This window comes from Aeromonas sp. SrichE-2G, from assembly GCF_017939565.1.
Taxonomy (GTDB): domain Bacteria; phylum Pseudomonadota; class Gammaproteobacteria; order Enterobacterales; family Aeromonadaceae; genus Aeromonas; species Aeromonas taiwanensis.
The window spans coordinates 424,733-449,980 of record NZ_JAGKRG010000053.1; the positions used below are offsets into that span (position 1 = coordinate 424,733).

The 25,248-nt window shown below is 64.3% G+C and carries 24 protein-coding genes; 16 read left to right on the top strand and 8 right to left on the bottom strand.

The window, feature by feature from the left end; translation table 11 throughout:
• Positions 1-3: 3 nt before the first annotated feature.
• A complete protein-coding gene (locus tag J9885_RS18350; RefSeq protein ID WP_010673698.1) occupies positions 4-603 on the bottom strand; it encodes an aminodeoxychorismate/anthranilate synthase component II in 600 nt (199 codons plus the stop codon).
• Entirely contained in the window at positions 596-2,230 is a 1,635-nt protein-coding gene (locus J9885_RS18355; RefSeq protein ID WP_210550313.1) for an anthranilate synthase component 1, read from the bottom strand. Before J9885_RS18355 ends, J9885_RS18350 begins: the two co-directional genes overlap by 8 nt.
• 435 nt (positions 2,231-2,665) lie before the next feature.
• Here J9885_RS18355 and J9885_RS18360 point away from each other — a divergent pair, with 435 nt between their 5' ends.
• The 5 genes from J9885_RS18360 to rluB all read left to right on the top strand — a co-directional run bounded on the left by J9885_RS18360 (position 2,666) and on the right by rluB (position 6,815).
• Positions 2,666-3,547 (top strand): PHP domain-containing protein, encoded by an 882-nt coding sequence (locus J9885_RS18360; protein ID WP_210550314.1) that lies wholly within the window; start codon positions 2,666-2,668, stop codon positions 3,545-3,547.
• 129 nt (positions 3,548-3,676) lie between these two features.
• Positions 3,677-4,297: an L-threonylcarbamoyladenylate synthase gene (locus J9885_RS18365; RefSeq protein WP_043759278.1), complete on the top strand. Its 621-nt coding sequence runs from the start codon at positions 3,677-3,679 to the stop codon at positions 4,295-4,297.
• Entirely contained in the window at positions 4,290-5,165 is an 876-nt protein-coding gene (locus tag J9885_RS18370) for a ScpA family protein (RefSeq protein WP_210550315.1), read from the top strand. Before J9885_RS18365 ends, J9885_RS18370 begins: the two co-directional genes overlap by 8 nt.
• Before the next feature lie 41 nt (positions 5,166-5,206).
• Entirely contained in the window at positions 5,207-5,899 is a 693-nt protein-coding gene (gene scpB / locus J9885_RS18375; RefSeq protein ID WP_104453169.1) for an SMC-Scp complex subunit ScpB, read from the top strand.
• On the top strand, positions 5,892-6,815 hold the full coding sequence (rluB, locus tag J9885_RS18380; RefSeq protein ID WP_042074648.1) for a 23S rRNA pseudouridine(2605) synthase RluB: 924 nt from the start codon (positions 5,892-5,894) through the stop codon (positions 6,813-6,815). Before scpB ends, rluB begins: the two co-directional genes overlap by 8 nt.
• Before the next feature lie 68 nt (positions 6,816-6,883).
• Here rluB and J9885_RS18385 read toward each other — a convergent pair whose 3' ends face one another.
• Positions 6,884-7,399 (bottom strand): winged helix DNA-binding protein, encoded by a 516-nt coding sequence (locus J9885_RS18385; protein WP_043759284.1) that lies wholly within the window; start codon positions 7,397-7,399, stop codon positions 6,884-6,886.
• Between the two features lie 135 nt (positions 7,400-7,534).
• Between J9885_RS18385 and pxpB the strand changes: the two genes are divergently transcribed.
• The 7 genes from pxpB to tesB all read left to right on the top strand — a co-directional run bounded on the left by pxpB (position 7,535) and on the right by tesB (position 13,320).
• On the top strand, positions 7,535-8,206 hold the full coding sequence (pxpB, locus tag J9885_RS18390) for a 5-oxoprolinase subunit PxpB (RefSeq protein WP_210550316.1): 672 nt from the start codon (positions 7,535-7,537) through the stop codon (positions 8,204-8,206).
• Positions 8,200-9,132 (top strand): biotin-dependent carboxyltransferase family protein, encoded by a 933-nt coding sequence (locus J9885_RS18395; protein WP_210550317.1) that lies wholly within the window; start codon positions 8,200-8,202, stop codon positions 9,130-9,132. The genes pxpB and J9885_RS18395 overlap by 7 nt, the downstream gene beginning before the upstream one ends.
• Positions 9,116-9,859: a 5-oxoprolinase subunit PxpA gene (gene pxpA / locus J9885_RS18400; RefSeq protein WP_210550318.1), complete on the top strand. Its 744-nt coding sequence runs from the start codon at positions 9,116-9,118 to the stop codon at positions 9,857-9,859. Before J9885_RS18395 ends, pxpA begins: the two co-directional genes overlap by 17 nt.
• A gap of 49 nt (positions 9,860-9,908) precedes the next feature.
• The gene (locus tag J9885_RS18405; protein WP_210538680.1) at positions 9,909-10,649 is read left to right on the top strand and encodes a DUF969 domain-containing protein; all 741 of its coding nucleotides are present in this window, start codon (positions 9,909-9,911) and stop codon (positions 10,647-10,649) included.
• Positions 10,646-11,635, top strand: a complete 990-nt coding sequence (locus J9885_RS18410) for a DUF979 domain-containing protein (protein WP_210550319.1) — start codon at positions 10,646-10,648, stop codon at positions 11,633-11,635. The genes J9885_RS18405 and J9885_RS18410 overlap by 4 nt, the downstream gene beginning before the upstream one ends.
• Positions 11,636-11,727: 92 nt before the next feature.
• On the top strand, positions 11,728-12,378 hold the full coding sequence (gene pcp, locus J9885_RS18415; RefSeq protein WP_210550320.1) for a pyroglutamyl-peptidase I: 651 nt from the start codon (positions 11,728-11,730) through the stop codon (positions 12,376-12,378).
• Between the two features lie 69 nt (positions 12,379-12,447).
• Positions 12,448-13,320, top strand: coding sequence for an acyl-CoA thioesterase II (gene tesB, locus J9885_RS18420; protein WP_210550321.1), 873 nt, complete (start codon positions 12,448-12,450; stop codon positions 13,318-13,320).
• Between the two features lie 136 nt (positions 13,321-13,456).
• Here the strand turns inward: tesB and J9885_RS18425 are convergent, their stop codons facing one another.
• The 3 genes from J9885_RS18425 to J9885_RS18435 all read right to left on the bottom strand — a co-directional run bounded on the left by J9885_RS18425 (position 13,457) and on the right by J9885_RS18435 (position 16,182).
• Positions 13,457-14,635, bottom strand: a complete 1,179-nt coding sequence (locus J9885_RS18425) for a dicarboxylate/amino acid:cation symporter (RefSeq protein ID WP_210550322.1) — start codon at positions 14,633-14,635, stop codon at positions 13,457-13,459.
• Between the two features lie 246 nt (positions 14,636-14,881).
• Positions 14,882-15,445: a class I SAM-dependent methyltransferase gene (locus J9885_RS18430; protein WP_349237401.1), complete on the bottom strand. Its 564-nt coding sequence runs from the start codon at positions 15,443-15,445 to the stop codon at positions 14,882-14,884.
• A gap of 95 nt (positions 15,446-15,540) precedes the next feature.
• Positions 15,541-16,182 (bottom strand): TetR family transcriptional regulator, encoded by a 642-nt coding sequence (locus J9885_RS18435; protein WP_210550324.1) that lies wholly within the window; start codon positions 16,180-16,182, stop codon positions 15,541-15,543.
• Between the two features lie 155 nt (positions 16,183-16,337).
• Here J9885_RS18435 and J9885_RS18440 point away from each other — a divergent pair, with 155 nt between their 5' ends.
• The 3 genes from J9885_RS18440 to J9885_RS18450 are packed head-to-tail and all read left to right on the top strand — an operon-like array spanning position 16,338 to position 22,094.
• The gene (locus J9885_RS18440) at positions 16,338-17,519 is read left to right on the top strand and encodes an efflux RND transporter periplasmic adaptor subunit (RefSeq protein WP_043759300.1); all 1,182 of its coding nucleotides are present in this window, start codon (positions 16,338-16,340) and stop codon (positions 17,517-17,519) included.
• 17 nt (positions 17,520-17,536) lie between these two features.
• Entirely contained in the window at positions 17,537-20,686 is a 3,150-nt protein-coding gene (locus J9885_RS18445; RefSeq protein ID WP_210550325.1) for an efflux RND transporter permease subunit, read from the top strand.
• Positions 20,679-22,094, top strand: coding sequence for an efflux transporter outer membrane subunit (locus tag J9885_RS18450; protein WP_210550326.1), 1,416 nt, complete (start codon positions 20,679-20,681; stop codon positions 22,092-22,094). The genes J9885_RS18445 and J9885_RS18450 overlap by 8 nt, the downstream gene beginning before the upstream one ends.
• 138 nt (positions 22,095-22,232) lie before the next feature.
• Here J9885_RS18450 and J9885_RS18455 read toward each other — a convergent pair whose 3' ends face one another.
• Together J9885_RS18455 and J9885_RS18460 are read right to left on the bottom strand one after the other, a co-directional pair.
• The gene (locus tag J9885_RS18455) at positions 22,233-22,970 is read right to left on the bottom strand and encodes a Crp/Fnr family transcriptional regulator (RefSeq protein WP_210550327.1); all 738 of its coding nucleotides are present in this window, start codon (positions 22,968-22,970) and stop codon (positions 22,233-22,235) included.
• A gap of 64 nt (positions 22,971-23,034) precedes the next feature.
• Positions 23,035-23,472: an Hpt domain-containing protein gene (locus J9885_RS18460; protein WP_210550328.1), complete on the bottom strand. Its 438-nt coding sequence runs from the start codon at positions 23,470-23,472 to the stop codon at positions 23,035-23,037.
• A 556-nt stretch (positions 23,473-24,028) separates the two neighbouring features.
• Between J9885_RS18460 and J9885_RS18465 the strand changes: the two genes are divergently transcribed.
• Entirely contained in the window at positions 24,029-25,219 is a 1,191-nt protein-coding gene (locus J9885_RS18465) for an EAL domain-containing response regulator (RefSeq protein WP_210550329.1), read from the top strand.
• Positions 25,220-25,248: the final 29 nt, after the last annotated feature.

Consider the following 25,248-nt stretch of genomic DNA (forward strand, 5'->3'; position numbering starts at 1 on the left):
TCCTTACCGCACGTGGCTTTCTGGACGGGTGATGTGGGCGAGGGCCTGGGTCAGCAGGCGGGCCCCTTCGCTGGTCATGATGGATTCCGGGTGGAACTGGAAGCCCAGCACCCGCTCGTCCCGTTGCTCGATGGCCATGGGCATGCCCTGATAGTGGGCAATCACCTGCAGCTCTTGTGGCACATAGGTGGCCACCAGGGAGTGGTAGCGGGCCACCGGCAAGGGGCTCGGCAGGCCGGCGAAGGCGCCGTGGCCGTTGTGCTCGATGAGGGAGCGCTTGCCGTGGACGATTTCGCCTGCCGCCCCGACGGTGCCGCCGTAGGCTTCGCACAGGGCCTGATGACCGAGACAAATGCCGAGAATGGGCACCCGGCCGCGGGCCAGCTTGATGAGGTCGATGAGGCAGCCCGCCTCATGGGGGGCGCCCGGCCCCGGGGAGAGCACCAGCACGGCGTCCCCCTCGCAGGCGTCGATCTCCTGCATGATGCGGCTGGCCGGCAGGCTGTTGCGGTAGATGCGCACCGGGTAGCCCAGGGTGCGGAACTGGTCGACGAGGTTGTAGGTAAACGAATCGAAGTTGTCGAGCAGGAAGATGTTAGTCATGGCTCACGTCCTTGTGTTGCTCCTGCTGGGCGCTCAATGCTTGCAGGGAGGTGCCATGGCTGGCAGCGATGGCGGCCAGCACGGCCGCCGCCTTGGCGCGGGTCTCGTCCGCCTCGGCCTGGGGTTTGGAGTCATAGACGACGCCTGCCCCGGCCTGGACATGGGCCACCCCCTCTTTTACGAAGGCGGAGCGGATGACGATGCAGGTATCCATCTCACCGGCACCGTTGAGGTAGCCCACGGCGCCGCCGTAGCTGCCGCGGCGCTTGCCTTCCACCATGCGGATGAGCTCGCTGGCGCGCAGCTTGGGGGCGCCGGTCAGGGTGCCCATGTTCATGCAGGCCTGGTAGGCGTGCAGGGCGTCGAGATCGGCGCGCAGGGTGCCCACCACCCGGGAGACCAGGTGCATCACGTGGCTGTAGCGATCCACCTTCAGCAGATCCTTGACGTAGCGGGTGCCGGGTTCGGAGATGCGGGCGATGTCGTTGCGACCCAGATCCACCAGCATCAGGTGTTCGGCCACCTCCTTCTCGTCCTGGCGCAGCTCCAGCTCGATGCGGCCGTCCAGGTCCAGGTTGATGCTGCCGTCCGGGTTGAGGCCGCGGCGGCGGGTTCCGGCGATGGGGTACATCTCCACCTGGCGGCTGTTGGCGCAGAACTTCACCGCACTCTCGGGGGAGGCGCCAAACAGGGTGAAGCCCTCGTCCTGTACGTAGAACATGTAGGGGCTGGGGTTGGTCTGCTTGAGGCGGCGATAGGCGGCGACGGGGTCCGGGCAGGGGAGGGAGAAGCTGCGGGACGGCACCACCTGGAAGATGTCCCCGCGGCGGATGAAGCCCTTGAGTTTCTCCACTTCGGCGCAGAACTGCTTGTCCCCCTTGTCGACGGCCAGGGCGCCGGTCAGTGGCGCCGTGGTCTGGGGGGCTGACTGCGGCTGCTGGCAGGCCTGCTTGAAGGACTCGAGGCGGGCGGTCAGGCGGGCGTAGCGCGCGTCCAGCTGTTCATCCCCTTCACCCCCGAAGAGGCAGGCCAGCAACTGGGTGCTCTGCTTGATGTGATCGATGGTGATCAGGGTCTCGGCCACATAGAAGCAGTAGTCAGGGCAGTCGTTGCTCCCCTCCGGTACCTCGGGCAGATCCTCGAAGGAGGCGATGAGGTCGTAGGCGAAGCTGCCCGCCATGAAGAGGGCCTCTTTGCCCAGCTGGCATTCGAGCTCCCGCTGCAGGGTGCGCAGCACGTCCAGCACGCTGCTGCCCTTGAGGCGGCTGTCTTCGTCGAGCTCCCGATCGGAGGCCGGGAAGTCGAGGTGCAGCTCGTCCGCCACCCGGGTCTGGGCAACGGCGGCGGGCAGGCGCTGCTCGAGCAGGCGCAGCAGCGCGGTGCCATTGTCGCCGAGGGGACGCACCCGCACGGTGCGGCCGCGGCATTCGATGCGCAGGCAGGCGTCTACCAGCAGCAGGCTCTGGGTGCCTGCCTTGGAGTCGATCTCCACCGATTCGAGCAGCAGGTTGTTGGGTCTGTCCTGGCAGAGCCGGGTGTAGAGCGCCAGGGGATCTGTCACATAAGGGGCATTGAGCCGGATGGTGTCGAATTCGCCCAGGGGCAGACGAGATCTGTTGCCTGTCATAGTGCCTTCCCTTGCATGTGATGTGTGTTACCGATGTTCATGACGTTGAATACCTTGAAAAAATGCCTTGAAAATTAAACGGGTCCGGGTGGTGGGTTCAGGGCCGCCATCGCCAGGTCAGGGTGCTTGTCTGAATTGTCGGTTTCATCACAGGTCCATTTGCCGGATAATAAAAAAGCCCGCTGGGGTCAGCGGGCTTTTTCTTTGGGTTCTTAACTTGCTGTCATTTTACAGGTACAGCAACGACCACACGCCCGCATGTCAGGGAGTGTGCCACCACCAGATGGTCAGGATGGAAGTCGCTTGCATGATAAAGTCCTGTAAAAAGATGTTTGCAATGAAGTGCCTACAGAAAACGATAAAGCCGCGGCCAAGTCAAGTCGCTTTTTTGCCTCTCTTTTCCGAGCAGGTCCCGAACAAGAGCGAAACACGCCGATGAGATTCGATCTTCACTGCCATACCACCGCCTCCGACGGGGTGCTGAGCCCCGCCGACCTGGTGCGCCGCGCCGCCGAGAAGGGGGTAGAAGTGTTAGCAGTCACTGACCACGACACCCTCGCCGGGCTTGACGAGGTGCGTCAGACCATCGCGGCCGAGCAACTGCCGCTGCGACTGGTGAGCGGGGTCGAGATCTCCACCGGGTGGGAGCACCACGAGATCCACATCGTGGCCCTCGGGGTGGATGAAAAAAATCCGCAGCTGGCCGCCTTTCTGGCCGGTCAGCGGGCCCGGCGAGAGGCGCGCGCCGAGGAGATCGGGCGCCGTCTGGAGAAGTGCCTCATCCCCGGCACCTATGAAGAGGCCAAGCAATTGGCCTGTGACGCCGCCGTGACCCGGGCCCACTTTGCCCGGGTGCTGGTAGCGCGCGGGGTGGCCGACAATATGCAGAAGGTGTTCAAGAAGTACCTGAGCCGGGGCAACAAGGGGTATGTGCCGGCCGAGTGGCCCGAGATGCGCGAGGCGATCGACGCCATTCACGGCGCCGGTGGGCTTGCCGTGCTGGCCCACCCGAGCCGCTACGATCTCACCGCCAAGTGGATCAAGCGGCTGCTGGTGGCCTTCAAGGCCGCCGGGGGGGACGCCATGGAGGTCTCCCTGCCCCAGCAGAGCCCCCAGGAGCGGGCCAACCTCGGCCAGTGGGCCAAAGAGCACGATCTCTATATTTCGGTGGGGTCCGATTTTCACTTCCCCTCCAACTGGACCGAGCTCGGCCGCCACCTCTGGCTCCCCAAGGAGGGGATGCCGCTCTGGCTCGGCCACCCCGGCCATTTCGGGCTGACCCCGGAGGAGCATGCGGGCCTGCTGGCCAGCCGCTGAGGGCCATCCGGCGAGAGAGCATCTTTGATGCGGGCGAGTCTGCGTCAAACAGGTTAAGGTAGTGTCATGGGCCAGGTGGCCCTTGACCATAAGCGGGCAACGAGCGTGCCCCAATCGCGAGAAGAACATATGAGTCAGCATTTTTACGTACACCCGGACAATCCCCAGGCTCGCCTCATCAGCCAGGCGGTGCAAATTCTGCAAAGTGGCGGCGTCATCGTCTATCCCACCGACTCCGGTTACGCCCTGGGTTGCCAGATGGGCAACAAGGACGCGCTGGAGCGCATTTGCCGCATCCGCCGCATCGACCCGAACCACGACTTCACCCTGGTGTGCCGGGATCTCTCGGAGATCTCCACCTACGCCAAGGTGGACAACAGCGCGTTTCGCCTGATCAAGAACAACACCCCCGGCCCCTACACCTTCATCTTCAAGGCCACCAAGGAGGTGCCGCGTCGCCTCATGAACGAGAAGAAGAAGACCATCGGCATCCGGGTGCCGGCCAACAACATAGCGCTCGCATTGCTGGAGGCGCTCGGCGAGCCGCTGCTCTCCACCACGCTGATCCTGCCGGGCTCCGAGATGGCGGAGTTCGACCCCGAGGAGATCGCCGACAAGCTCGGCAAGCAGCTCGATCTGGTGGTCAACGGGGGTTATCTCGGCGAGCAGCCCACCACGGTCGTGGACTTCTCCGACGACGAGCCTGTGCTGCGCCGTCGCGGTGCCGGGGATCCGACGCCGTTTGAGTGATCTTGCCGACCCCGTGCCCGAGGCGCTGAGCGCACCGGGCACGACCGGGGAAACTGCCCTTCCCCCGCCCATCGCGACTGTGCTGGGGCAGCCCTACCACGAGCTGCCCCAGGATTTGTTCATCCCCCCCGACGCGCTGGAGGTGTTTCTCGACACCTTCGAGGGGCCGCTGGATCTGCTGCTCTACCTCATCCGGCGCCAGCAGCTCGACATCCTGAACCTGCCCATCCTGCAGATCACCGCCCAGTACATGGAGTACGTGGAGCTGATGCAGGGGCTCAACCTCGAGCTCGCGGCGGAGTACCTGCTGATGGCTGCCTGGCTCGCGGAGATCAAGTCCCGCCTGCTGCTGCCCAAGGCCCCGGAGCTGGAGGACGAGGAGGAGGGGGAAGACCCTCGCGTCACCCTTATTCGCCGCCTGCAGGAGTACGAGCGCTACAAGCTGGGGGCGGAGCGGGTCAATGCCTTGCCGAGGGTGGAGCGGGAGATCTTCGTCGCCGCGGCCCTGCCGCCGGATTTTGGTGCCCTGAAGCCGCTGGCCCCCGATGTTTCACTGGTTGAGCTCGCCCTTTACATGCAAAGTGTGGTAAAACGCGCGACTCATTTTGAGCATCACCAGATCCGCCGGGAGCAGATCCCGACCCGGGTACGGATGGCGGAGATCCTCGCCATGCTCTCCCTGGGCCAGACCCTGCGCCTGGAGCAGGTGCTGCGGGCCGAGGAGGGGCGCATGGGGGTACTGGTGACCTTCCTGGCCCTGCTGGAGCTGTGCAAGGAGCAGCTTATCTGGATCCTGCAGGCGGAGCCCCTGGGGCCCATCCACTTTGCCCTGGCAAGTCAGGAGACGGCGCATGAGCATGTACACTGAGCGGCCGCCGACGGCCATGGGCACAGCCCGGGAGGCCTGTCGTGGCGCTGCCCGCTGAACGGCTGAAGACCCTGATCGAGGCGGCCCTGTTCGTCGCCGGGCGACCGCTCAATGTCAGCGAGCTCAAGGGCAGCGTGCTGGCGGATTACCCGGTCACCGGCCGCTATGTCCAGCTGCTGCTGGCGGAGCTCAAGAAAGACTATGAGACGCGGGGGGTTGAGCTCAAGGAGGTCGCCTCCGGCTGGCGTTTCCAGGCCCGCCAGGAGTATGCCGAGGAGCTGTCTCGCCTGTGGAGCGAGCGGGCGCCCCGTTATTCCCGCGCCGTGTTGGAAACCCTGACCCTGATTGCCTATCGTCAGCCCATCACCCGGGCAGAGATAGAAGCCATCCGCGGGGTGGCGGTGTCGAGCCAGATCGTCAACACCTTGAAAGAGCGCGGCTGGGTGCGCAGCATAGGACACAAGGAGGTGGCGGGTCGCCCCGAGCTGCTCGCCACCACCCGCGAATTTCTGGACTATTTCAATCTGCAGAGTCTGGAGCAGCTCCCCGAGCTGGATCCCGAACTGCCCCATCCCTTGTCGCTCATGCCGGACGAGGGAGGCGATGGGCGGCCCGCCGCGGGCCGTCTTGCGCATGAACATGGTGAGGATGCCCGCGAGGCGGCCTCACAGACATCCATGCTGTCCGCGATGTCGGCGGGGAGCGATCAACAATCAGGTAACCCCGATGAGTGAAAAACTGCAAAAAGTATTGGCCCGCGCGGGTCAAGGCTCCCGTCGTGAGATGGAGGCCCTGATCACCGCAGGTCGGGTCAGCGTGGATGGCAAGGTCGCCACGCTGGGGGATCGCGTCGAAGTGAACGCCGTGATCCGGGTGGATGGCCACCAGGTCAAGACCCGCGCCGCAGAGGAAGTGATCTGCCGCGTGCTGGCGTACCACAAGCCCGAAGGGGAGATGTGTACCCGCCATGATCCGGAAGGGCGTCCCACCGTGTTTGATCGTCTGCCGAAGATGGATGGCGCCCGCTGGATCGCGGTCGGTCGTCTCGACGTCAACACCTCCGGTCTGCTGCTGTTCACCACCGACGGCGAGCTGGCGAACCGCCTGATGCACCCGAGCCACGAGGTGGAGCGGGAATACGCGGTGCGTGTCTTTGGCGAGATCACCGAAGCCATGCTGCAGCGCCTGCGCAAGGGCGTGCAGCTGGAAGACGGCATGGCCAAGTTCAACAAGATCAAGCCGGCTGGCGGCGAGGGTCTGAACCAGTGGTTCAACGTCACCCTGACCGAGGGTCGCAACCGGGAAGTACGCCGCCTGTGGGAATCCCAGGAAGTGCAGGTGAGCCGCCTGATGCGTATCCGCTACGGCGATGTCACCCTGGATCGCGGCATCCCGCGCGGCGGTTGGCAGGAGCTCAAACTCCCCGAAGTGAACTACCTGCGCGGCCTGGTCAACCTGCCCAACGAAACCGAGTCCAAGGTCGATCTGCAGCAGGATGGCAAGGCCGGTCGCCACAAGCAGGCCGCCCAGATCCGCCGCGCCGTCAAGCGCCATAAGGAGATGCAGGGCAAGGAGCCGCGCGCCCGCAGTACCACCGCCCGCCGCAAGCCGACCTCCTCCACCCGCAATTCCGGCACCGGCAGCAAGTAATTCCGGCCGTCATTGTGAAAGAGCCTGCCCCGCAAGGGGCAGGCTCTTTTTTTATTGGGCCTTCGCCACTACAGGGAGGCGGCGGCGCGAGAGGCCTGATCATAGAGGCTGGCAAACAGCCGCAGCTGCTGCGCTATCTCCGCCGCCGAGGCGTTCGCCCCCGCCAGCCCGCTTTCCACTATCACCTGGATCAGGCACTGTTCGCGGATCTCGCTGTATTGGTGGCACAGGGCCGCCCCGGCCGGCGTGGTGCTGAAGTGCACCTCCTTGCCCACCTTGGTGCGCGCCGCATAACCCAGGGTCACCAGCTTCTTCAGGGCATAGGTGGCGACATGGGTGTCCTCGATGTTCAGCACGAAGCAGATATCGGCGAGCCGCTTGGGGCGATCCCGGTGATTGATGTGGTGGATGAGCAGCACCTCCAGCGCGGTCAGCCCCTTCTCCCCGGCGGCCCCCATGCAGCGCACGACCCAGCGGTGGAAGGAGTTGTTGAGCACGGTCAGGCCGAACTCCAGCTCCGAGAGGGCGGGAGCCTGAGCCGAGACGAGGTGGGCCGATGAGACGATGGAGGGGGGCTTGGTCATGGAGACTCCTTTTCCTGATGAGAGGCCAACACGACGGCTGGCGTTTCCTACGATGGCTTATTGTAGATAAATTATCGATGTTTTGTTGATATTTTTGCTGTATGTTAATTAAATGTTTTGGTTGTTGGGGGCTGTATGGGATCGAGTGAGTGTCGCCTCTACCCGCTGGGAGAGCGGGCCCTGGTGCTGGAGACGGACCTGGGGGCCGATCTGATCGGCCAGCGGCGGATCTGGTGGCTGGCACAGCGACTGCGCGAGCGGGAAGGGGACGAGCGGTGGGAGGAGATAGTGCCGGGGATGAACAACCTGACCCTGGTGTTCGATCCCGAGGTGATGGACCCCGCCGGTCTCGAGCGCTGGCTGACCGAGTTGTGGCGCCAGGGGGAGGAGCTTGACTACCGGCCGCGGGAGCGGGAGATCCCGGTGCACTACGGCGGTGAATGGGGGCCCGATCTGGAGGAGGCCGCCCGCCACTGCGGCCTGACGCCAGCCGAGCTGGTGGCGCGCCACAGCGGCGGCGATTACCGGGTCTACTTCCTCGGCTTCCAGCCCGGCTTCGCCTATCTGGGGGGGCTCGCGAAGGCGCTGGCCGTGCCGCGGCGCAGGGAGCCCAGGCTGAGAGTCCCCGCCGGCAGCGTCGGCATTGGCGGGGCCCAGACCGGTATCTACCCGGCGGCGAGCCCCGGGGGCTGGCAGCTCATCGGGCGCACGGATCTGACGCTGTTCGACCCGGCTCGTGACGAGCCTTCCTATCTGCTGCCCGGCGATCGGGTGCGCTTCGTCCCCCTGGGAGGTGCCCCATGCTAGAGGTCATCCGACCCGGGCTTCAGAGCACAGTCCAGGATCTCGGCCGTTCTGGTGTGCGCCATCTCGGCATCGCCCAGGGAGGCGCCCTCGACAGGGAGGCGCTGATCCTGGCCAATCGCCTGGTGGGCAACCCCGCCGGAGCGGCGGGGATAGAGCTGGTGCTGGGGGCGGCCGAATTCCGCCTGCTGCGCGATGGCTGGCTAGCGCTGACCGGTGCCGACTGCGCCGCCACCCTGGACGGTGAAGCTGTCTGGCACGGCTGGCGCTGGCGGGTTCGCCGGGGCCAGCGCCTGCGCCTGTCGGCCCCTCGCCATGGCATGCGCACCTACCTCGCGCTGGATGGGGGCCTGGCCGTGGCCCAGGTGATGGGATCGCGCGCCACCGAGTTGCAGGCCGGCTTCGGGGGTCATCAGGGGCGAGCCCTGCAGGCCGGGGATCGCCTGCCCCTGGGGGCGCCGCTGAGTCATGACGGCCCCCTCGGCGCCTGGTTGCGCGAGTCGGACGCCTGCCTGCGCATCTTGCCCGGACCCGAATGTGACGAGTTCGAACCGACCGCCGTGGCGGCGCTCTGGCAAGGGGAGTGGCGACTCAACCCCGCCAGTAACCGCATGGGCGTTCGCCTCGACGGACCGGTGCTGGTGCGCAGCCACAGCCGGGAGCTTGCCTCCCACGGCGTCCTGCCCGGCGTCATCCAGGTGCCCCCGGGCGGCCAACCCATCGTGCTGCTGGCCGATGGCCAGACCACGGGTGGCTACCCGCGCATCGGCTGCGTCATCGACGCGGATCTCTGGAAGCTGGCCCAGGCGCGGCCGGGGTCGCGGCTGCGCTTCTCCCCCGTGACGCGGGAGCAGGCCCTGGCGGCGCGGCGCGAGTGGCAGCAATACCTCTATCGTTTCGAATGGATGGCTTATGGAAAGACACATTGATCTCAACGCAGACCTCGGGGAGGGCTGCGACTCGGATGCCCTGCTGCTGGATCTCGTCAGTTCGGCCAACATCGCCTGTGGCTGGCACGCGGGGGATGCGTCCCTGATGGCCGAGACGGTCCGGCTGGCGCTGGCCAAGGGGGTTGCCATCGGCGCCCACCCCAGCTTCCCGGATCGGGAACACTTCGGGCGGGCGCCCATGGTGCGGGAGCCGGCCAAGGTCTATGCCGACGTGATCTATCAGGTGGGGGCCCTGGCCGCCCTGGCCAAGGCGGCCGGTGGCCGACTGGCCCACGTCAAGCCCCATGGTGCGCTCTACAACCAGGCAGCCCGGGATGGGGCCCTGGCCGACGCCATCGCCAGTGCCGTCGCCAGCCTGGATCCCTCCCTCAAGCTGATGGGGCTGGCGGGCAGCGAGCTGATCGCCGCCGCCCGGCGCCATGGTCTGACCTCCATCGCGGAGGTCTTCGCCGATCGCGCCTATCTGGCCGACGGCTCCCTGGCACCGCGGGGCCAGCCCGGCGCCGTCATCGACGACGAGGCGAAGGCGTTGAGCCAGACCCTGAGTCTGGTGACGCGGGGAGAGGTGGAGACCCTGGACGGGCAACAACTGGCACTAGTGCCCCAGAGTATCTGCCTGCATGGGGATGGCGCCCACGCCGTCGCCTTCGCCCGGCGCCTGCGGGAGGCCCTGATCGCAAACGGTATATCGATAAGGCCTCATTGAAGAGGTGAATTCAGGCCGCGTGGCCTTCACATGGAATGGAGAAGCTCATATGGATGTAAGTCTGTTATTACCCCTGATCGGGATCCCCGTGGTGGTGCTGGGGTTTGCGCTCAGGTTCAACCCGCTGCTGGTGGTGACGGCGGCGGGACTGGCGACCGGCCTGGCGAGTGGCATGTCGCTGGTCGCGCTGCTGGAAACCTTCGGGGAGAAGTTCCTCAACAGCCGGCAGCTGGCCACCTTTATCCTGATCCTGCCGGTGATCGGCCTGCTGGAGCAGTACGGGCTCAAGGAGCGGGCCCAGAGCTGGATCGCCAGCATCCGCAAGGCGACCTCGGCGCGCATCCTGATGCTCTATTTCGTACTGCGCCAGGGCACGGCCATGCTGGGCTTGCTGAGCCTGGGGGGCCATGCCCAGACGGTGCGTCCGCTGATCGCCCCCATGGCGGAGGGGGCTGCGGTGCATCGCCACGGGGATCTGCCCAAGCCGATTCGCGACAAGATCCGCGCCCATTCGGCCGCCTGTGACAACGTGGCGGTGTTCTTCGGCGAGGACGTCTTCCTCGCCTTCGGGGCCGTCCTGCTGATGAGTGCCTTCCTGCAGGAGAACGGGATCACCGATATCGAACCGCTCTACATCGGCCTGTGGGGCATACCGACCGCCTTGTGCGCCCTGCTGATCCACATGGGGCGCCTGCTCCTGCTGGATGCCAGCATCGCCCGTGACGTTGCCGCCTGGCAGGCGAGCGAGCAAACCGGGACCCCCGACCAAGCCGTGCTGGAGCGTGCATGATGAGCAGCCTGATCACCATCAACGACATCTATTACCTCATCGGCCTCGTCGTCATGCTGCTGGTGGGCATGACGCTCTCTGACCGCCATAACCCCAAGCGCCTCACGACGGCCCTGTTCTGGTTCTGCTTTGGCGCCATCTTCCTGTTCGGCGATCTGCTGGTCAGCCAGCTGGGCAGCCAGATTGCCTACCGGATCGTGGGGGGGCTGGTGATCCTGATGGCCCTGCTGGCCGGCACGGGCCAGCTCGCGATGGGACGCTACGCCCAGCGCAGCGACGCCGAGCGGCAGGCGTCTGCGGGCAAACTGGGCAACCGCCTCTTCCTGCCGGCGGTCATGATCCCGGTGGCGACCGTGCTCAGCACCCTGCTGCTGGGCCATGCCAGCCTGGGGGATTACTTCGTGCTGGATCAGAAGAACGTCACCCTGACCTCCCTGGCCATCGGCACCCTGGCGGCCCTGCTGCTGGGCTGGAAACTGACCGGCGGCACCCCCTTGCAGGCGGTGCGCGAGTCGAGGCGTCTGGTGGATGCCATCGGCTGGGCCGCCATCCTGCCGCAGATGCTCGCCATGCTGGGCGGGGTCTTCGTGGTCGCCCAGACCGGGGAGTCGGTGAAGGCGGTGGTGGACTTGTTCGTCACCCCCGACAACCTGTTCCTGATGGTGGTGATCTACTGCGTGGGCATGGCGCTGTTCACCATGATCATGGGCAATGCGTTTGCGGCCTTCCCGGTGATGACGGCGGGGATCGCCATCCCCTTCCTCATCATGGGGGCTAATGGCAACCCCGCCGCCGTGGTCGCCATCGGCATGCTGTCGGGCTATTGCGGCACCCTGATGACCCCCATGGGGGCGAACTTCAACATAGTGCCCGCCGCCCTGCTCGAGCTGGACAACAAGTATCAGGTCATCCTGGTGCAGATCCCCACCGCGCTCATGATGCTCGTCTGCAACATCCTGCTGATGTACTTCCTGGCGTTTCGTTGATGTCGTCAGATGAGGGCGGCCCGCCTGGGCCCGCCCTCATCCCTCCCGGCATCCGCTGGCCGCGCGCCGGGAAAAAACAGAAGGAGATGGCCATGAAGACCATTTTACTGACCGGATTCGAACCCTTCGGCGGCGAGCCGCTCAACCCCTCCTGGGAGGCCGTGAGGCAACTCGATGGCCAGCGCCGTGGCGACCATCAGATCCGGGCGGTGCGGCTGAGCTGTGCCTTCGGCCAGGCCCTGACGGAACTCAAGGCGGCGCTGGCGCAGCACCAGCCGGTGCTGGTGCTGGCAGTGGGCCAGGCAGGGGGGCGCAGCGAGCTCAGTCTGGAGCGGATCGCCATCAATCTGGATGATGCCCGCATCCCGGACAACGCCGGGGCGCAGCCCATCGACAGCCCCATAGTGGCAGAGGGGCCCGCCGCCTATTTCACCACCCTGCCCATCAAGGCCATGGTGGCGGCCCTGCGCGAGGCGGCCCTGCCCGCCGCCGTCTCCCACAGTGCCGGTACCTATGTCTGCAACCACCTCTTCTACGGCCTGATGCACGAGATTGAGCGGGACAGGCCGGGCTGCCGGGGCGGTTTCCTGCACATTCCCTATCTGCCCGAGCAGGCGGCGCGCCATCCGGCGGGCACGCCCTCGATGAGCCTGAGCCAGATAGTGCACGGGTTGGAAGTCGCCCTCGATGCAGCGCTGCATCACGAGCGGGATCTGCTGATCACGGGGGGAACGACCCACTGAGGGCGTGGCAATGGTTGCCTCGACCAGGACTCCTTGTTAGCCTCTGCGACATTGATACAGGAGAAACCAATGAGCAAGGTACTGGATGAGCTGCTGGCGTTGCTGGCGCTCGAGAAGATCGAGGAGGGCCTGTTTCGGGGCCAGAGCCAGGATCTCGGATTGCGATCCGTGTTTGGCGGACAGGTGATGGGGCAGGCCTTGTCAGCCGCCAAGCAGACGGTCGCCGCCGATCGCCAGGTGCACAGCTGCCATTCCTACTTCCTGCGCCCCGGCGATGCCAACAAGCCCATCGTCTACGACGTGGAGAACATCCGCGACGGCCAGACCGTCTCCACCCGCCGGGTCAAGGCCATCCAGGGCGGCAAACCCATCTTCTACCTCAACGCCTCCTTCCAGGTGGAGGCCGAGGGCTTCGAGCACCAGGCCAGGATGCCGGGCGGCATCACGCCCCCGGAGCAGCTCAAGAGCGAGCTGGAGCTGGTGCGCCCCTACGAGCAGATGATCCCCCCGGCCCTGCGGGACAAGATCCTGTGCGAGAAGCCCATCGAGATCCGCCCGGTGACCCTGGTGGACCCCATCCGCCCGGATGTGCACGAGCCCCTGCGCTACACCTGGTTCAAGGCCAACGGCCCGGTGCCGGACGATCAGCGGGTCCACAACTACCTGCTGGCCTATGCCTCCGACTTCCACTTCCTGTTTGCCGCCCTGCAGCCCCACGGGGTGTCGTACTGGGAGCCGGACATGCAGGTGGCCACCATAGACCACTCCATGTGGTTCCACCGCGACTTTAGGCTGGATGACTGGCTGCTCTACGTGGTGGACAGCCCGAGCGCCAGCGGTGGACGCGGCCTGGTGCGCGGTCAGTTCTTCACCCGTGACGGCGTGCTGGTGGCGAGCACCATGCAGGAAGGGGTGATCCGTCGCCGTGCTGCGGATGCATGAAGACGGCGGCACCCACGACGGCGTGCTGGTGGCGAGCACCATGCAGGAAGGGGTGATCCGCCGCCGCGGTTGAGCACCCATCAGCCATAAAAAACGGGAGCCCTGGGCTCCCGTTTTTATTGGCGCGACAACGCGGTCAGGCCGCCTCGCGATCAAGGGCGGACACGGCACCGTCCCGCTGGGCGAAGCGGTCTGCCCAGAGGGCGATGACGCCGTCACCGGTGACGTTGCAGGCGGTGCCAAAGCTGTCCTGGGCCAGGTAGAGGGCGATCATCAGGGCGATGGAGGCCTCACCGAAGCCCAGCATGGAGGTGAGCAGACCCAGAGCCGACATGACACCGCCACCCGGGGCGCCCGGGGCGGCGATCATGATGACACCCAGCATCATGATGAAGGGCACCATGGTGCCATAACCCGGGATGGCCAGGTGTTCGGAGAGGAACATGACGGCGGTGGCACAGGTGACCAGGGTGATGGTGGAGCCGCACAGGTGGATGGTGGCGCACAGGGGGACGGTGAAGTTGGCGATGCCGTCGCTCACGCCGTTGTTCTTGCTGGCCTGCAGGGCCACCGGGATGGTGGCGGCGCTGGACATGGTGCCAAGGGCGGTGAAGTAGGCGGGCAGCATGTTCTTGATGAGCATGACGGGGGAGCGTCCCATGGCGAGGCCGGTGCCGACGAACAGCACGCAGAGCCAGATCCAGTGCATCAGGATGGCCATCACCAGCACCACGCCGAAGGTTTTCAGGGTGGCGAAGACGGTGCCTTCCACCGTCATCTCGACGAAGACGCCGGCGATGTAGAAGGGGAGCAGGGGAATGATCACCTTCGCCAGCAGGCGGTCGATGATGTCACGGCCCTGATCGGCGACCCGGCGCAGGTCGGTGGCCTGGGTGGCGCTGATGCCGATGCCGAACACGAAGGCGGCGGCCAGCGCCGACATCACCCCGAACAGCGGCGGGATCTCGAGGTTGATGTAGGAGGCGAGCTTGGTGGCCGCCTCGGCGGTGGGCTCGGCGGCCGTGGTCAGGTGCGGGATCAGGTGGCTCGCCACGGTGAAGGCGAACAGACCCGCCAGTATGGTGGAGCAGTAGGAGAGCCCCACCGTCTTGCCGAGCAGCTTGCCGGAATTCTTCGGCAGGCTGGCGATGCCGCTCATGATGAAGAACATGATGATGAGCGGGATGGTGAAGGTGATGAGCTGGCCTATTACCGTCTTGGCGGTGAACAGCACGCGGGCGACCCATTCGGGGGCATAGAGACCGAGCAGGAGGCCGGCGAGGATGCCAGCGATCAGATTCAGAACGAGTTTCATGGGCAAATCCAGGTGTTGGTGTCTGTTTTGTTATTAAATAATGATTTTAATGCCGCTTTTTAACACAAACACCGCATCTTGTCTGCCTTATGCTGGTTAATGTGGGGTTAAATTTTGTTAATAGGGCGCTCCACAACTATTTGTTTCTATGTCTATCAGGCCTGGATGGGCGCTGACAGTGTCTCTGTACCGGGCAACCCGGGCGGACGGTCAGCGCGCGTTTCGCCTCCCATCGGAGCCGGGGCGTCAGCGCCGGATGAGCAGGACATGCAGCCAGCGGCCGTTCACCTCGTCCTCGCTGCACCAGTGGCGGTGCAGTGCGAAGGGCAGGGGGGAGATGAGGCGCTGCAGCCCGGGCTCGTCGAGCCGGGTCTGGAGCGGATACTCCTCCGAGCGCGGCAAGGGCTCGCCATTCCCGTGGGGGAAGGAGCAGTAGAGGGGGCCGCCGACCTTGAGCAGGGTGGCCAGGTGCCCGAGCGCCGGGGCTATCTCTTGCTCGGGCAGGCAGGGTAGGGAGCCGCCGGCCCAGATGCCGTCATAGGGGACGACGCTTCGCATCTGCTCGAAGCGGCAGACGCGCACCGGTTGGCCGCACAGGCGCGAGGCGGCGGCGGCCTGCTCCCGGCTCGCATCGAAGGCGGTCACGACCAGGCCCTGTTCCCGGAAGAGGCGCAGATCCTCCCCTGCGCCGCAGCCCGCCTCCAGCAGGTGGCGGCCGCTGCCCTGTAGGGCGAGGAAGGGGGCATGGGCCCCGGCCAGGAGGGCCGGGCGAGGGGCGGCGTCGCCAGCCGTGGCGGGAGTGTGTGGCAAAGACATCGGGCTCATCTCGGTGGGGGGCGGCTACTCTAGCAAATTCGCCCCCGGCTGTTGAGCGTTGGCGAGGGCTTTCCCGCCATCGCCTTCATTCAAGAATGCTGGCGAAGGGCGGGGGAGGCGCTCGCGAGCAGGCCAAAGAGGGTGTCGAGCAGGAAGTCCGCCTCCCGGGCGAGGTCGATGCGCTCCGGGAAGTGCAGCCAGTTGATGATGTAGCCGTCCAGGGTGCAGTGCAGCAGGGTGGTGGCGCGGCGCAGATCCAGCCCCTCTGGCAGCTGACCCTGGCGCACCGCATTGGCCAGGGTGATCTCCAGATCCTGGAAGAAGTCGATGGAGCGCTGGCGCATGTGATCCCGCAGGGCCGCGGCTTCCCCTTCCATCGGCTCCAGGTTGAAGATGATGGTGAACATCTGCTGGTGGGCGGGCTCTGAGCTTATCTTGAGCATCACCTCCTTGAGGAAGACCCGCAGCTTGCCGAGGGGATCCGGCTCCGTCTCGTCGACGCAGGCGTCGAGCTGGTGGGAGAGGGGGGCGCACAGCTCTTCCCACAGGGTGACGAACAGCTCTTCTTTATTCTTGAAGTGCCAGTAGATGGCCCCTCGGGTGAGATCCACGGCCTTGGCGATGTCGGTCAGGCTGGTCTTCGCCAACCCTTGCTGGCAGAAGAGATCCAGCGCCGTGCTCATGATGCGGCAGCGGGTCTGCTGTGCCTCTTCTTTGGTACGTCTGGCCATTGGCTCCGATCCTGTCTAAATAGTGATAAAAGTTTCTTACATACATTCATGAATGTATGTATATTACTTCATCTTCGCAGTTTTACCAACAGGGGCCTTATAAACCCTGTGGTTTTTGTCACTTTTTTTGATTGAAACAGAGGCTCAGAGATTTCATGGATAAACATATTCTCGCACGTTCGGTCGGCCTTGCCTTGCTGGCAAGTGGCCTGCTGGCTGGTTGTGGTGACAAGGGAGAGGCCCAGCAGGCCATGGAGATGCCCCCGGCGGCCGTGGACGTGGTCACCCTTCACAGTGCACCGCTGCAACTCATGACCGAGCTCACCGGCCGCACCGCCCCCCTGCGGGTGGCCGAGGTTCGCCCCCAGGTGAACGGCATCATCCTCAAGCGCTTGTTCACCGAAGGCAGCGATGTCAAGGCCGGGCAGCTGCTCTACCAGATCGACCCCGCCGTCTATCAGGCCGAAGTGGCCAGCGCCAAGGCCAACCTTGCCAAGGCCGAGGCCAACGAGCGCAGCGCCCGTCTCAAGGCCCAGCGTTATGCCGAGCTGGTGAAGGTGAAAGCCATCAGCCGCCAGGAGTATGACGACGCCGACGCGGCCTGGAAACAGCAGGTTGCCGAGATAGGGTCTGCCAAGGCGGCCCTGCAGAGCGCCAACATCAACCTGGCCTATACCCGCATCACCGCACCCATCAGCGGTCGCATCGGCAAGTCAGCGGTGACCGAAGGGGCCCTGGTGACGGCCCAGCAAGCCACCAGCCTCACGACTATCTCCCAGCTCGATCCCATGTATGTGGACGTGCGCCAGTCCACCGCCGATCTGCTGCGCCTCAAGCGCCAGGTCGCAGCCGGCAAGCTGACCCAGGGGGAGAAGGGGGACGCCAGCGTCAGCTTCCAGCTGGAAGATGGCAGCCAGTACGGCCAGAAAGGCTCGCTCCAGTTCTCCGACGTGACCGTGGACGAGACCACCGGCATGGTGACCCTGCGAGTGATAGTGCCGAACCCGAATCAACTGCTGCTGCCCGGCATGTTCATGCGCGCCACCCTGCAGGAGGGCGAGCGCCCGCAAGGTCTGCTGGTGCCGCAGACCGCCGTGACCCGTACCCCCAAGGGCGGGGCGACCGCCATGGTGGTGACCGCCGACAACAAGGTGGAACTGCGCGAGGTGCAGCTGGGTCGCGTGTACGGCGACAGCTGGGTCGTGGAATCCGGCCTCAATGCCGGCGAGAAGGTGATCGTCGCCGGTCTGCAGAAAGTCAAACCCGGGGCTGCGGTGGCACCCACTGAACACGCCAGCACCGCACAGACTCAGCAAACCCCGGCAACCAAGCAGTAGGATGGAGTAGTCGCCTCATGGCACGTTTTTTCATAGATAGACCCATTTTCGCCTGGGTGATCGCCCTGGTGATCATGCTGGCCGGGGCCATGGCCATCATCGCCCTGCCGGTGGCCCAGTACCCGACCATAGCCCCGCCGGCGGTTGGCATCTCCGCCAGCTACCCGGGTGCCTCCGCCAAGACGGTGGAAGACTCGGTGACCCAGATCATCGAACAGAACATGACGGGGCTGGATCACCTGCTCTACATGTCGGCGCAATCCGATTCGTCCGGCAATGTCAGCGTGACCCTCACCTTCAAGCCGGGCACGGATCCCGACATCGCCCAGGTGCAGGTGCAGAACAAGCTGCAACAGGCGATGTCGCTCCTGCCCCAAGAGGTGCAGCAGCAGGGGGTGCGGGTCCAGAAGACCTCCAGCAGCTTCCTGATGGTGGCCGCCTTCATCTCCACCGATGGCAGCATGACCAACGATGACCTGGCCGACTACGTGGTGGCCAACATCAAGGAGCCCCTGAGCCGACTGGACGGGGTGGGTGACATCACTCTGTTCGGCAGCCAGTACTCCATGCGCGTCTGGCTCGATCCCCACAAGCTCAACCGGGTGCAGATGACCCCGGCTGACGTCCAGAGCGCCATCCAGGCCCAGAACGCCCAGGTGGCCTTCGGCAAGCTGGGAGGCACCCCTGCGGTGAGCGATCAGCAATTTACCGCCACCATCATGGGCCAGACCCGGCTCTCCACCGTGGAGGAGTTCAACAACATCCTGCTGCGGGTGAACCAGGACGGTTCCAAGGTGCAGCTCAAGGACGTGGCTCGGGTTGAGCTGGCTGGCGAGAACTATGACGCCACCGCGCTCTACAACGGCCAGGCCACCGCCGCCGTCGCCATCAAGCTGGCGACCGGTGCCAACGCCCTGGATACCGCCGAGCACGTGCGCGCCAAGCTGGGCGAGCTCTCCGAGTACTTCCCGGCCAACATGGAGATCGTCTATCCCTACGACACCACGCCGTTCGTGAAGATCTCCATCGAGGAGGTGGTTCAGACGCTGATCGAGGCCATCTTCCTGGTGTTCTGCGTCATGTATCTGTTCCTGCAGAACTTCCGGGCGACCCTGATCCCGACCATCGCCGTGCCCGTCGTGCTGCTCGGCACCTTCGGCGTCATGGCGGCGTTCGGCTTCTCCATCAATACCCTGACCATGTTCGGCCTGGTGCTGGCCATCGGTCTGCTGGTGGATGACGCCATCGTGGTGGTGGAGAACGTGGAGCGTCTGATGAGCGAGGAGGATCTCTCCCCCCTCGAGGCGACCCGCAAGTCCATGACCCAGATCACCGGTGCCCTGGTGGGCATCGCCCTGGTGCTCTCGGCAGTGTTCGTGCCCATGGCCTTCTTCGGCGGCTCGACCGGTGCCATCTATCGCCAGTTCTCCCTCACCATCGTCTCGGCCATGGTGCTCTCTGTGCTGGTGGCCCTGATCCTGACCCCGGCGCTCTGTGCCACCCTGCTCAAGCCCATGAAGCACGGTGAGTTCGGTGCCCAGCGCGGCTTCTTCGGCTGGTTCAACCGCTTCTTCGACACCAATGCCAACCGTTACCAGAACGGCGTGCGCAAGGTGATCAAGCAGGGGACCCGCTACAGCATCATCTACCTGGCCATGCTGGGCGTGCTGGCGGTGCTCTTCATGCGCCTGCCCACCTCCTTCCTGCCGGAAGAGGATCAGGGGGTCATCATGTCCATGGTGCAGCTGCCGGTCGGCGCCACCAAGGAGCGTACCGAAGTGGTGCTCGCCGAGATGCGCGACTACTTCCTCGAGAACGAGAAGGAGAACGTCGACTCCGTGCTGACGGTGGCGGGCTTCAGCTTCGCCGGTAGCGGTCAGAACAGCGGCATGGCCTTCATCAAGCTCAAGGACTGGAGCGAGCGCAAAGGGGAAGAGCGCAGCGCCAACGCCATCATCGGCCGCGCCATGGGCTTCCTGTTCAGCATCAAGGAAGCCCAGGTCTTCGCCTTCAACCTGCCTCCCATCCCGGAGCTGGGGACGGCCACCGGCTTTGACTTCTATCTGCAGGATCGTGGCGGTCTGGGTCACGAGAAGCTGATGGCGGCGCGCAACCAGCTGCTCGGCATGGCGGCGCAGGATCCCAACCTGGTACGGGTACGCCCGAACGGGATGGAAGACACGCCCCAGCTCGACATCAAGATCGACTACGAGAAGGCACTTGCCCAGGGGCTCTCCATCTCCGACATCAACAACACCCTGTCCGCAGCCTGGGGCTCGTCCTACGTGAACGACTTCGTCGACAGAGGCCGGGTCAAGAAGGTCTATCTGCAGGCGGATGCGCCGTTCCGGATGAGCCCGGAGGATCTCAAGCTGTGGTACGTGCGCAACAGCGCAGGCCAGATGGTGCCCTTCTCCGCGTTCGCCAGCACCGAGTGGAGCTTCGGCTCGCCCCGCCTCGAGCGTTACAACGGCGTCTCCGCCATGGAGATCGTCGGTGAGGCGGCGCCGGGCAAGAGTACGGGTGACGCCATGGCCGCCATCGAGGAGATGGTGAAACAGCTGCCGGAAGGCATCGGCATCGAGTGGACCGGTCTCTCCTTCCAGGAGCGTCAGGCGGGTTCCCAGGCGCCGGCCCTGTACGCCATCTCGCTGCTGGTGGTCTTCCTCTGTCTGGCGGCCCTCTACGAGAGCTGGAGCATTCCGTTCTCGGTCATGCTGGTGGTGCCGCTCGGGGTGCTGGGGGCCATCCTGGCCGCGACCCTGCGCGGGCTGGAGAACGACGTCTACTTCCAGGTGGGCCTGCTCACCACCATAGGTCTGTCGGCCAAGAACGCCATCCTGATCGTCGAGTTTGCCAAGGAGCTGCACGACAAGGGGATGAAGCTCGGGGAAGCCGTGGTGGAGGCCTCGCGTCAGCGTCTGCGCCCCATCCTGATGACCTCGCTCGCCTTCATCCTGGGCGTACTGCCCCTGGTGATCAGTACCGGTGCCGGTGCCAGCAGCCGCAACGCCATCGGTACCGGCGTGATGGGGGGGATGATCAGCGCCACCGTGCTCGCCATCTTCTTCGTACCGCTGTTCTTCGTGCTGGTGATGCGTTACTTCACCGAGCACCACAGCGCCGAGGAGCGCATTGCCCACGCCAAGGAGATCAAACATGACTAAGACCCTGATTGCCCTCGGCGTGACCCTGATACTGGGGGGCTGTTCCATGGCCCCCGACTACCAGCGGCCCGAGCTACCGCAAGGGGCCTCCTGGCAAGACAATCTGGCCACCAGGGGGGAGCTTGCCCCCTGGCGCGAGCAGTTCCTCGATCCGGCGCTGCAAAAGCTGATTGGCACGGCCCTCGAGAACAACCGGGATCTGCGCCTCGCCGCCCTCAATGTCGAGGCCTATGAGGCGCAATACCGGATCCAGCGGGCGGCCCAACTGCCGACCCTGGCCGTCAGTGGCAGCGGCACCCGCCAGCAGGGATCCGACGATCTCAGCAGCACGGGGCAGGGCACCATCAGCAGCCAGTACGGTGCAGACATCGGTATCACCGCCTATGAACTGGATCTGTTTGGCCGGATCCAGAGCCTGAAAGATCAGGCTCTGGAAACCTACCTTGCTCAAATCGAGACCCAGCGCAGCACCCAGATCGCCCTGGTGGCCTCGGTGGCGAACGCCTACTTCACCCTGCTGGCGGATCAGGAGCTGCTGGCCCTGAGCCAGGCGACGCTTGCGACCGAGCAGGAGAGCTATGCCCTGACCGAGCACAAGTACCGGCTGGGGGCCGCCTCCGAGATGGAGCTGGCCCAGAGCCGTACCGCACTGGAGAGTGCCAGGGTCAGCCAGGCCCAGTACCAGCGGCAGGTGAAACAGGACAGAAACGGCCTGGCCCTGCTGCTCGGCACCGAGGCACCGGTGCTGGACGGACAACCGGCGACCCTGGCCGAGGTGCAACTGGCCGCAATCCCGGTGGGCGCCCCCTCCAGCCTGCTGCAACAACGCCCGGACATCCTGGCGGCGGAGCACAGTCTGAAGGCGGCCAACGCCAATATCGGCGCGGCGCGGGCTGCCTTCTTCCCGACCATCTCGCTCACCGCGACGGCGGGCACTGCCAGCAACCAGCTGAGCGGCCTGTTTGACGGTGGTACCGGCACCTGGACCTTCATGCCCCAGATAAGCCTGCCCATCTTCGATGGCGGCAAGCGCATCGCGGATCTGGACGTGGCCGAGGTGAGCACCAAACAGGCGGTGGCCAGCTACGAGAAGAGCATCCAGACCGCCTTCAAGGAGGTGGCCGATGCCCTTGGCGCCCAGGCGGACTACGAGCAGCAGCTGCAGGCGCAGCAGGCACTGGTGGACGCGAACCAGACCTACTTCAAGCTGGCGGAGGTGCGCTACGAGCAGGGGGTGGACAGCTACCTCACCCGACTCGATGCCCAGCGCTCCCTGTTCAGTGCCAAGCAGGGGCTGATCAGCACCCGACTGGCCCAGCTTGGCAACCAGGTCGCGCTCTACAAGGCGGTCGGCGGCGGCTGGCAGGCGCCGAAGGATGCAGAGTTGGCATCTGACAAACAGGGTTGACCCGTCGGGGTTGACGTAACAAACATCAGGGGCGAACCACAGGGTTCGCCCCTTTTTTATGGCGGGAAGAGAGGCCGCCCTTCTCGCGGGGAGGGCACAGGTCAGGCGTTGCCAGCCGGATGCTGGTCATCCACGGGCTCAGGGGGAGGGGAGCCGGGCCCCGGCATCCTCCTGCGCCGTGTGCGGTGCGGGGTCGTGGTAGGTGAAGCCGAGCGGGGGGAGCCGGGTCTTGAGGGCGGCCATGTCCAGCAAGGTGATCTCGCCCCTGCCCAGGAGCAGTTCACCGGCTGCGGAAAGCTGCTTGAGCACCTCGTTGAGGCGGGGGCGGCTGATGCCGATGATCCGGCTCAGGGTCTGCTGGGTGATCTCGAGGCTGGGCTCGCGATCGTTGGCCAGGGCATGCTTGGTCGCCAGCTCCAGCAGCACATAGACGGTGCGGGTGGTCAGGCAGTACAGACTGTTGCTCCCCATCTGGATCGCAAGGCGGCCCATGTACTGGGCGATATAGAACAGGAACTTGTAGAGATGGGGATCCTGCTCCAGCAGGGGCTCGAGCTCCTCTTTCGGGAACAGGATGAGCTCGGTGGGTAACAGGGGCTCGAAAAACTCGACCGGCGTGTAGGTCGGGTTGTGAATGTACTGGGTGCCAAACCAGCTGCCGCGCCCGAAGATGAGGCCCAGAGAGTTCTCCATGCCGGCGTGGGTGGCATAGCCGATGAGGCAACCTGACGCCACATAGAGCACGCCGGGGAGGTTTCCTCCGAGCTGGGCAGGATCGTAGTGGCGGGCGATCTTCAGCAGTTGTGCCTGGGTGCTGGCCGGCAGCGAGCAAGGCCACCGGATCTCGTCAGCCTGCGGCCGGGTATGGCGATCCATGGATGCGACTCCTCGATGAAATGTCCCTGAAGGTTCCATTTGATGAGCCGCAAAGGGGAAGTTGTCAAGCACTGTCACAGGCAAGGGCGCGTCTGTCGTCTTCACTGCAAGTCGAGGAGGGCGCGAGGCGGTCGAGCCATGCCTGGACCTCCTGCGTCAGTATCCGGGCGGCCTCGGTGAACAACTGATAGCTGACTTGCAGTTCCCCGTGCTCGGTGGCGGCATCGGTGACCTCCATCTCAAGCAGCATGTCTTCCAGGTCCTGGGCTCCGAAGTAGCGCAGCAGGCCGCGCAGACGGTGAGCGTGTTGTTTGATCAGGGCGGTATCCGCCGCCTCTATGGCCAGCTTCAGGCCTGCCATCTCGTCGGGACTCATCTGCAGGTAGTTCGTCAGCAGTGACTGCACGAGCGCAAGGTCGTCGGCAAGCAGTTCGAGCACATAATCCTGATTCAAATGGTGCTGTGAAACCCCATGGGTCTGTTCAAATTGGTATGCGTTCATAATAAACCTCGCTGCTTGTCATAGTGATGCTGAACAATCGTGGGTCTTTTTACGAGCCTCATGCTGTCACTGCATTGTCAGAGGCGATCTCCATTCGAGGAAATAGCGGTGGGACCCGACCCGGGACATATCAGCCTGAGGGGACAATCTGTTCACTTATTATCCTATGGCGATTCGGCGGCAAGGTCTGTTCTTTAGGGAACAGACTTACCCATCCCTTCTGATTAAAATACAAACCCCAATGCAGGCCCTCTTACCAAGACGAAAATAACAAATGGATTAAAGAGAGGGAGTAATAAATAAATGGATGGATGTGTAAACAGCTGTCTTGCAATGCTTTTGATAAAAATTGCCGCGGGAGGCATTTCTGTCAGCACCAGAATACACCTACAAGGTGATGCATTCAGGCCTGGTGCCGCTCCGTTAAAGACTGTGATGACCATGTATATTCAACGTCAATAATCATCTCTATAGAATATAAAGTGACTCATTCCAATATCCGCGAAAATATTGATTTATTGGCGAGAGTGTAAAGAGGTGATGGTTCATGAGGTAAATGATGAGCACACTTTCAAATTTGCTGATAATTGAAGATGAACCCTTCCAGCTCGACTGGTTACATGAGCTGTGCAGGCCACTGGCCGACACCATTCATAAAGTCCGGGATGGTCTGGCGGCGCTCGACATCATCAGGCAGCAGGGGATGCCAGATGTGCTGATCTGTGACTTGAACATGCCAGGCATGGACGGGGTCAGCTTCTTGCGCTCACTCGCGCAATGGGAGGCACCTTGCCCCGTGCTGCTGGTCAGTGCGGCCAGTGCGGATGTGCTCCATGCCGTGGTGCAGATGGCTGCGCTCGAAGGGGTCACTGTGTGCCATTCGCTGCAAAAACCCGTCAGCAGACAGCAACTTCAGGAGCAGCTGGGGCATCTGCCCAAGCCGTTGACAACGCCGCATACAGAACCCCATGCGTTTAGCCCCAATCGACAGGAATTACAGCAGGCACTGGATGAGCAGCAATTCGAGGCCTATTTCCAGCCGCAAGTCGAGGCTGACACCGGTGTACTGACGGGGGTCGAGGCGCTTGCCCGCTGGGAGCATCCAACCCGTGGTACCCTGTCGCCAGCCTGCTTCATCGAGCCCCTGCAGCGACACCACCTGATGGCGGAACTCAGCTGGCAGATGCTCGGGCAATCCATCGCGCACTGCCGGCAGTGGCTGGCGCTAGGCATGGAGATACAGGTCTCGGTCAACGTTCCCCCGTCGGCCTTGACGAAGGCGACCTTTGCCGACCGCGTGATCGCGCTGCTGGAATACCACGGGTTGCCCGGGCGCCTGCTGTGTCTGGAAATTACCGAAACCGAGGATTACGGCGATCTGCCCAGCCTGCTGGAGACGGCGTCCCGCCTGCGCCTGCACGGTGTCGAGCTGGCCATCGATGACTTTGGTACGGGTCATGCGTCCTTGCTGCATCTGGTACAGAGCCCGGTATCCACGCTGAAGATTGACCGGGTTTTCGTTGCCAACATGCAGAAGGATGCCCGTTACCGCTCGGCCGTGCACCTGTCGTTGGGGATGGCCAGTGACCTGGACATGCATACCGTGGCCGAAGGGGTGGAGACGCAAGAGCAGATCCAGATGCTCAGGGAGATGGGGTGCCACAGTCTGCAGGGGTTCTACTTCTCCCCGGCACTCCCTGCCCGGGATCTGGTACCGTGGTGGCAGCACCGACAGACGATGATGTGACGAACAGGATCCTCTTGATTGGAAGGAAC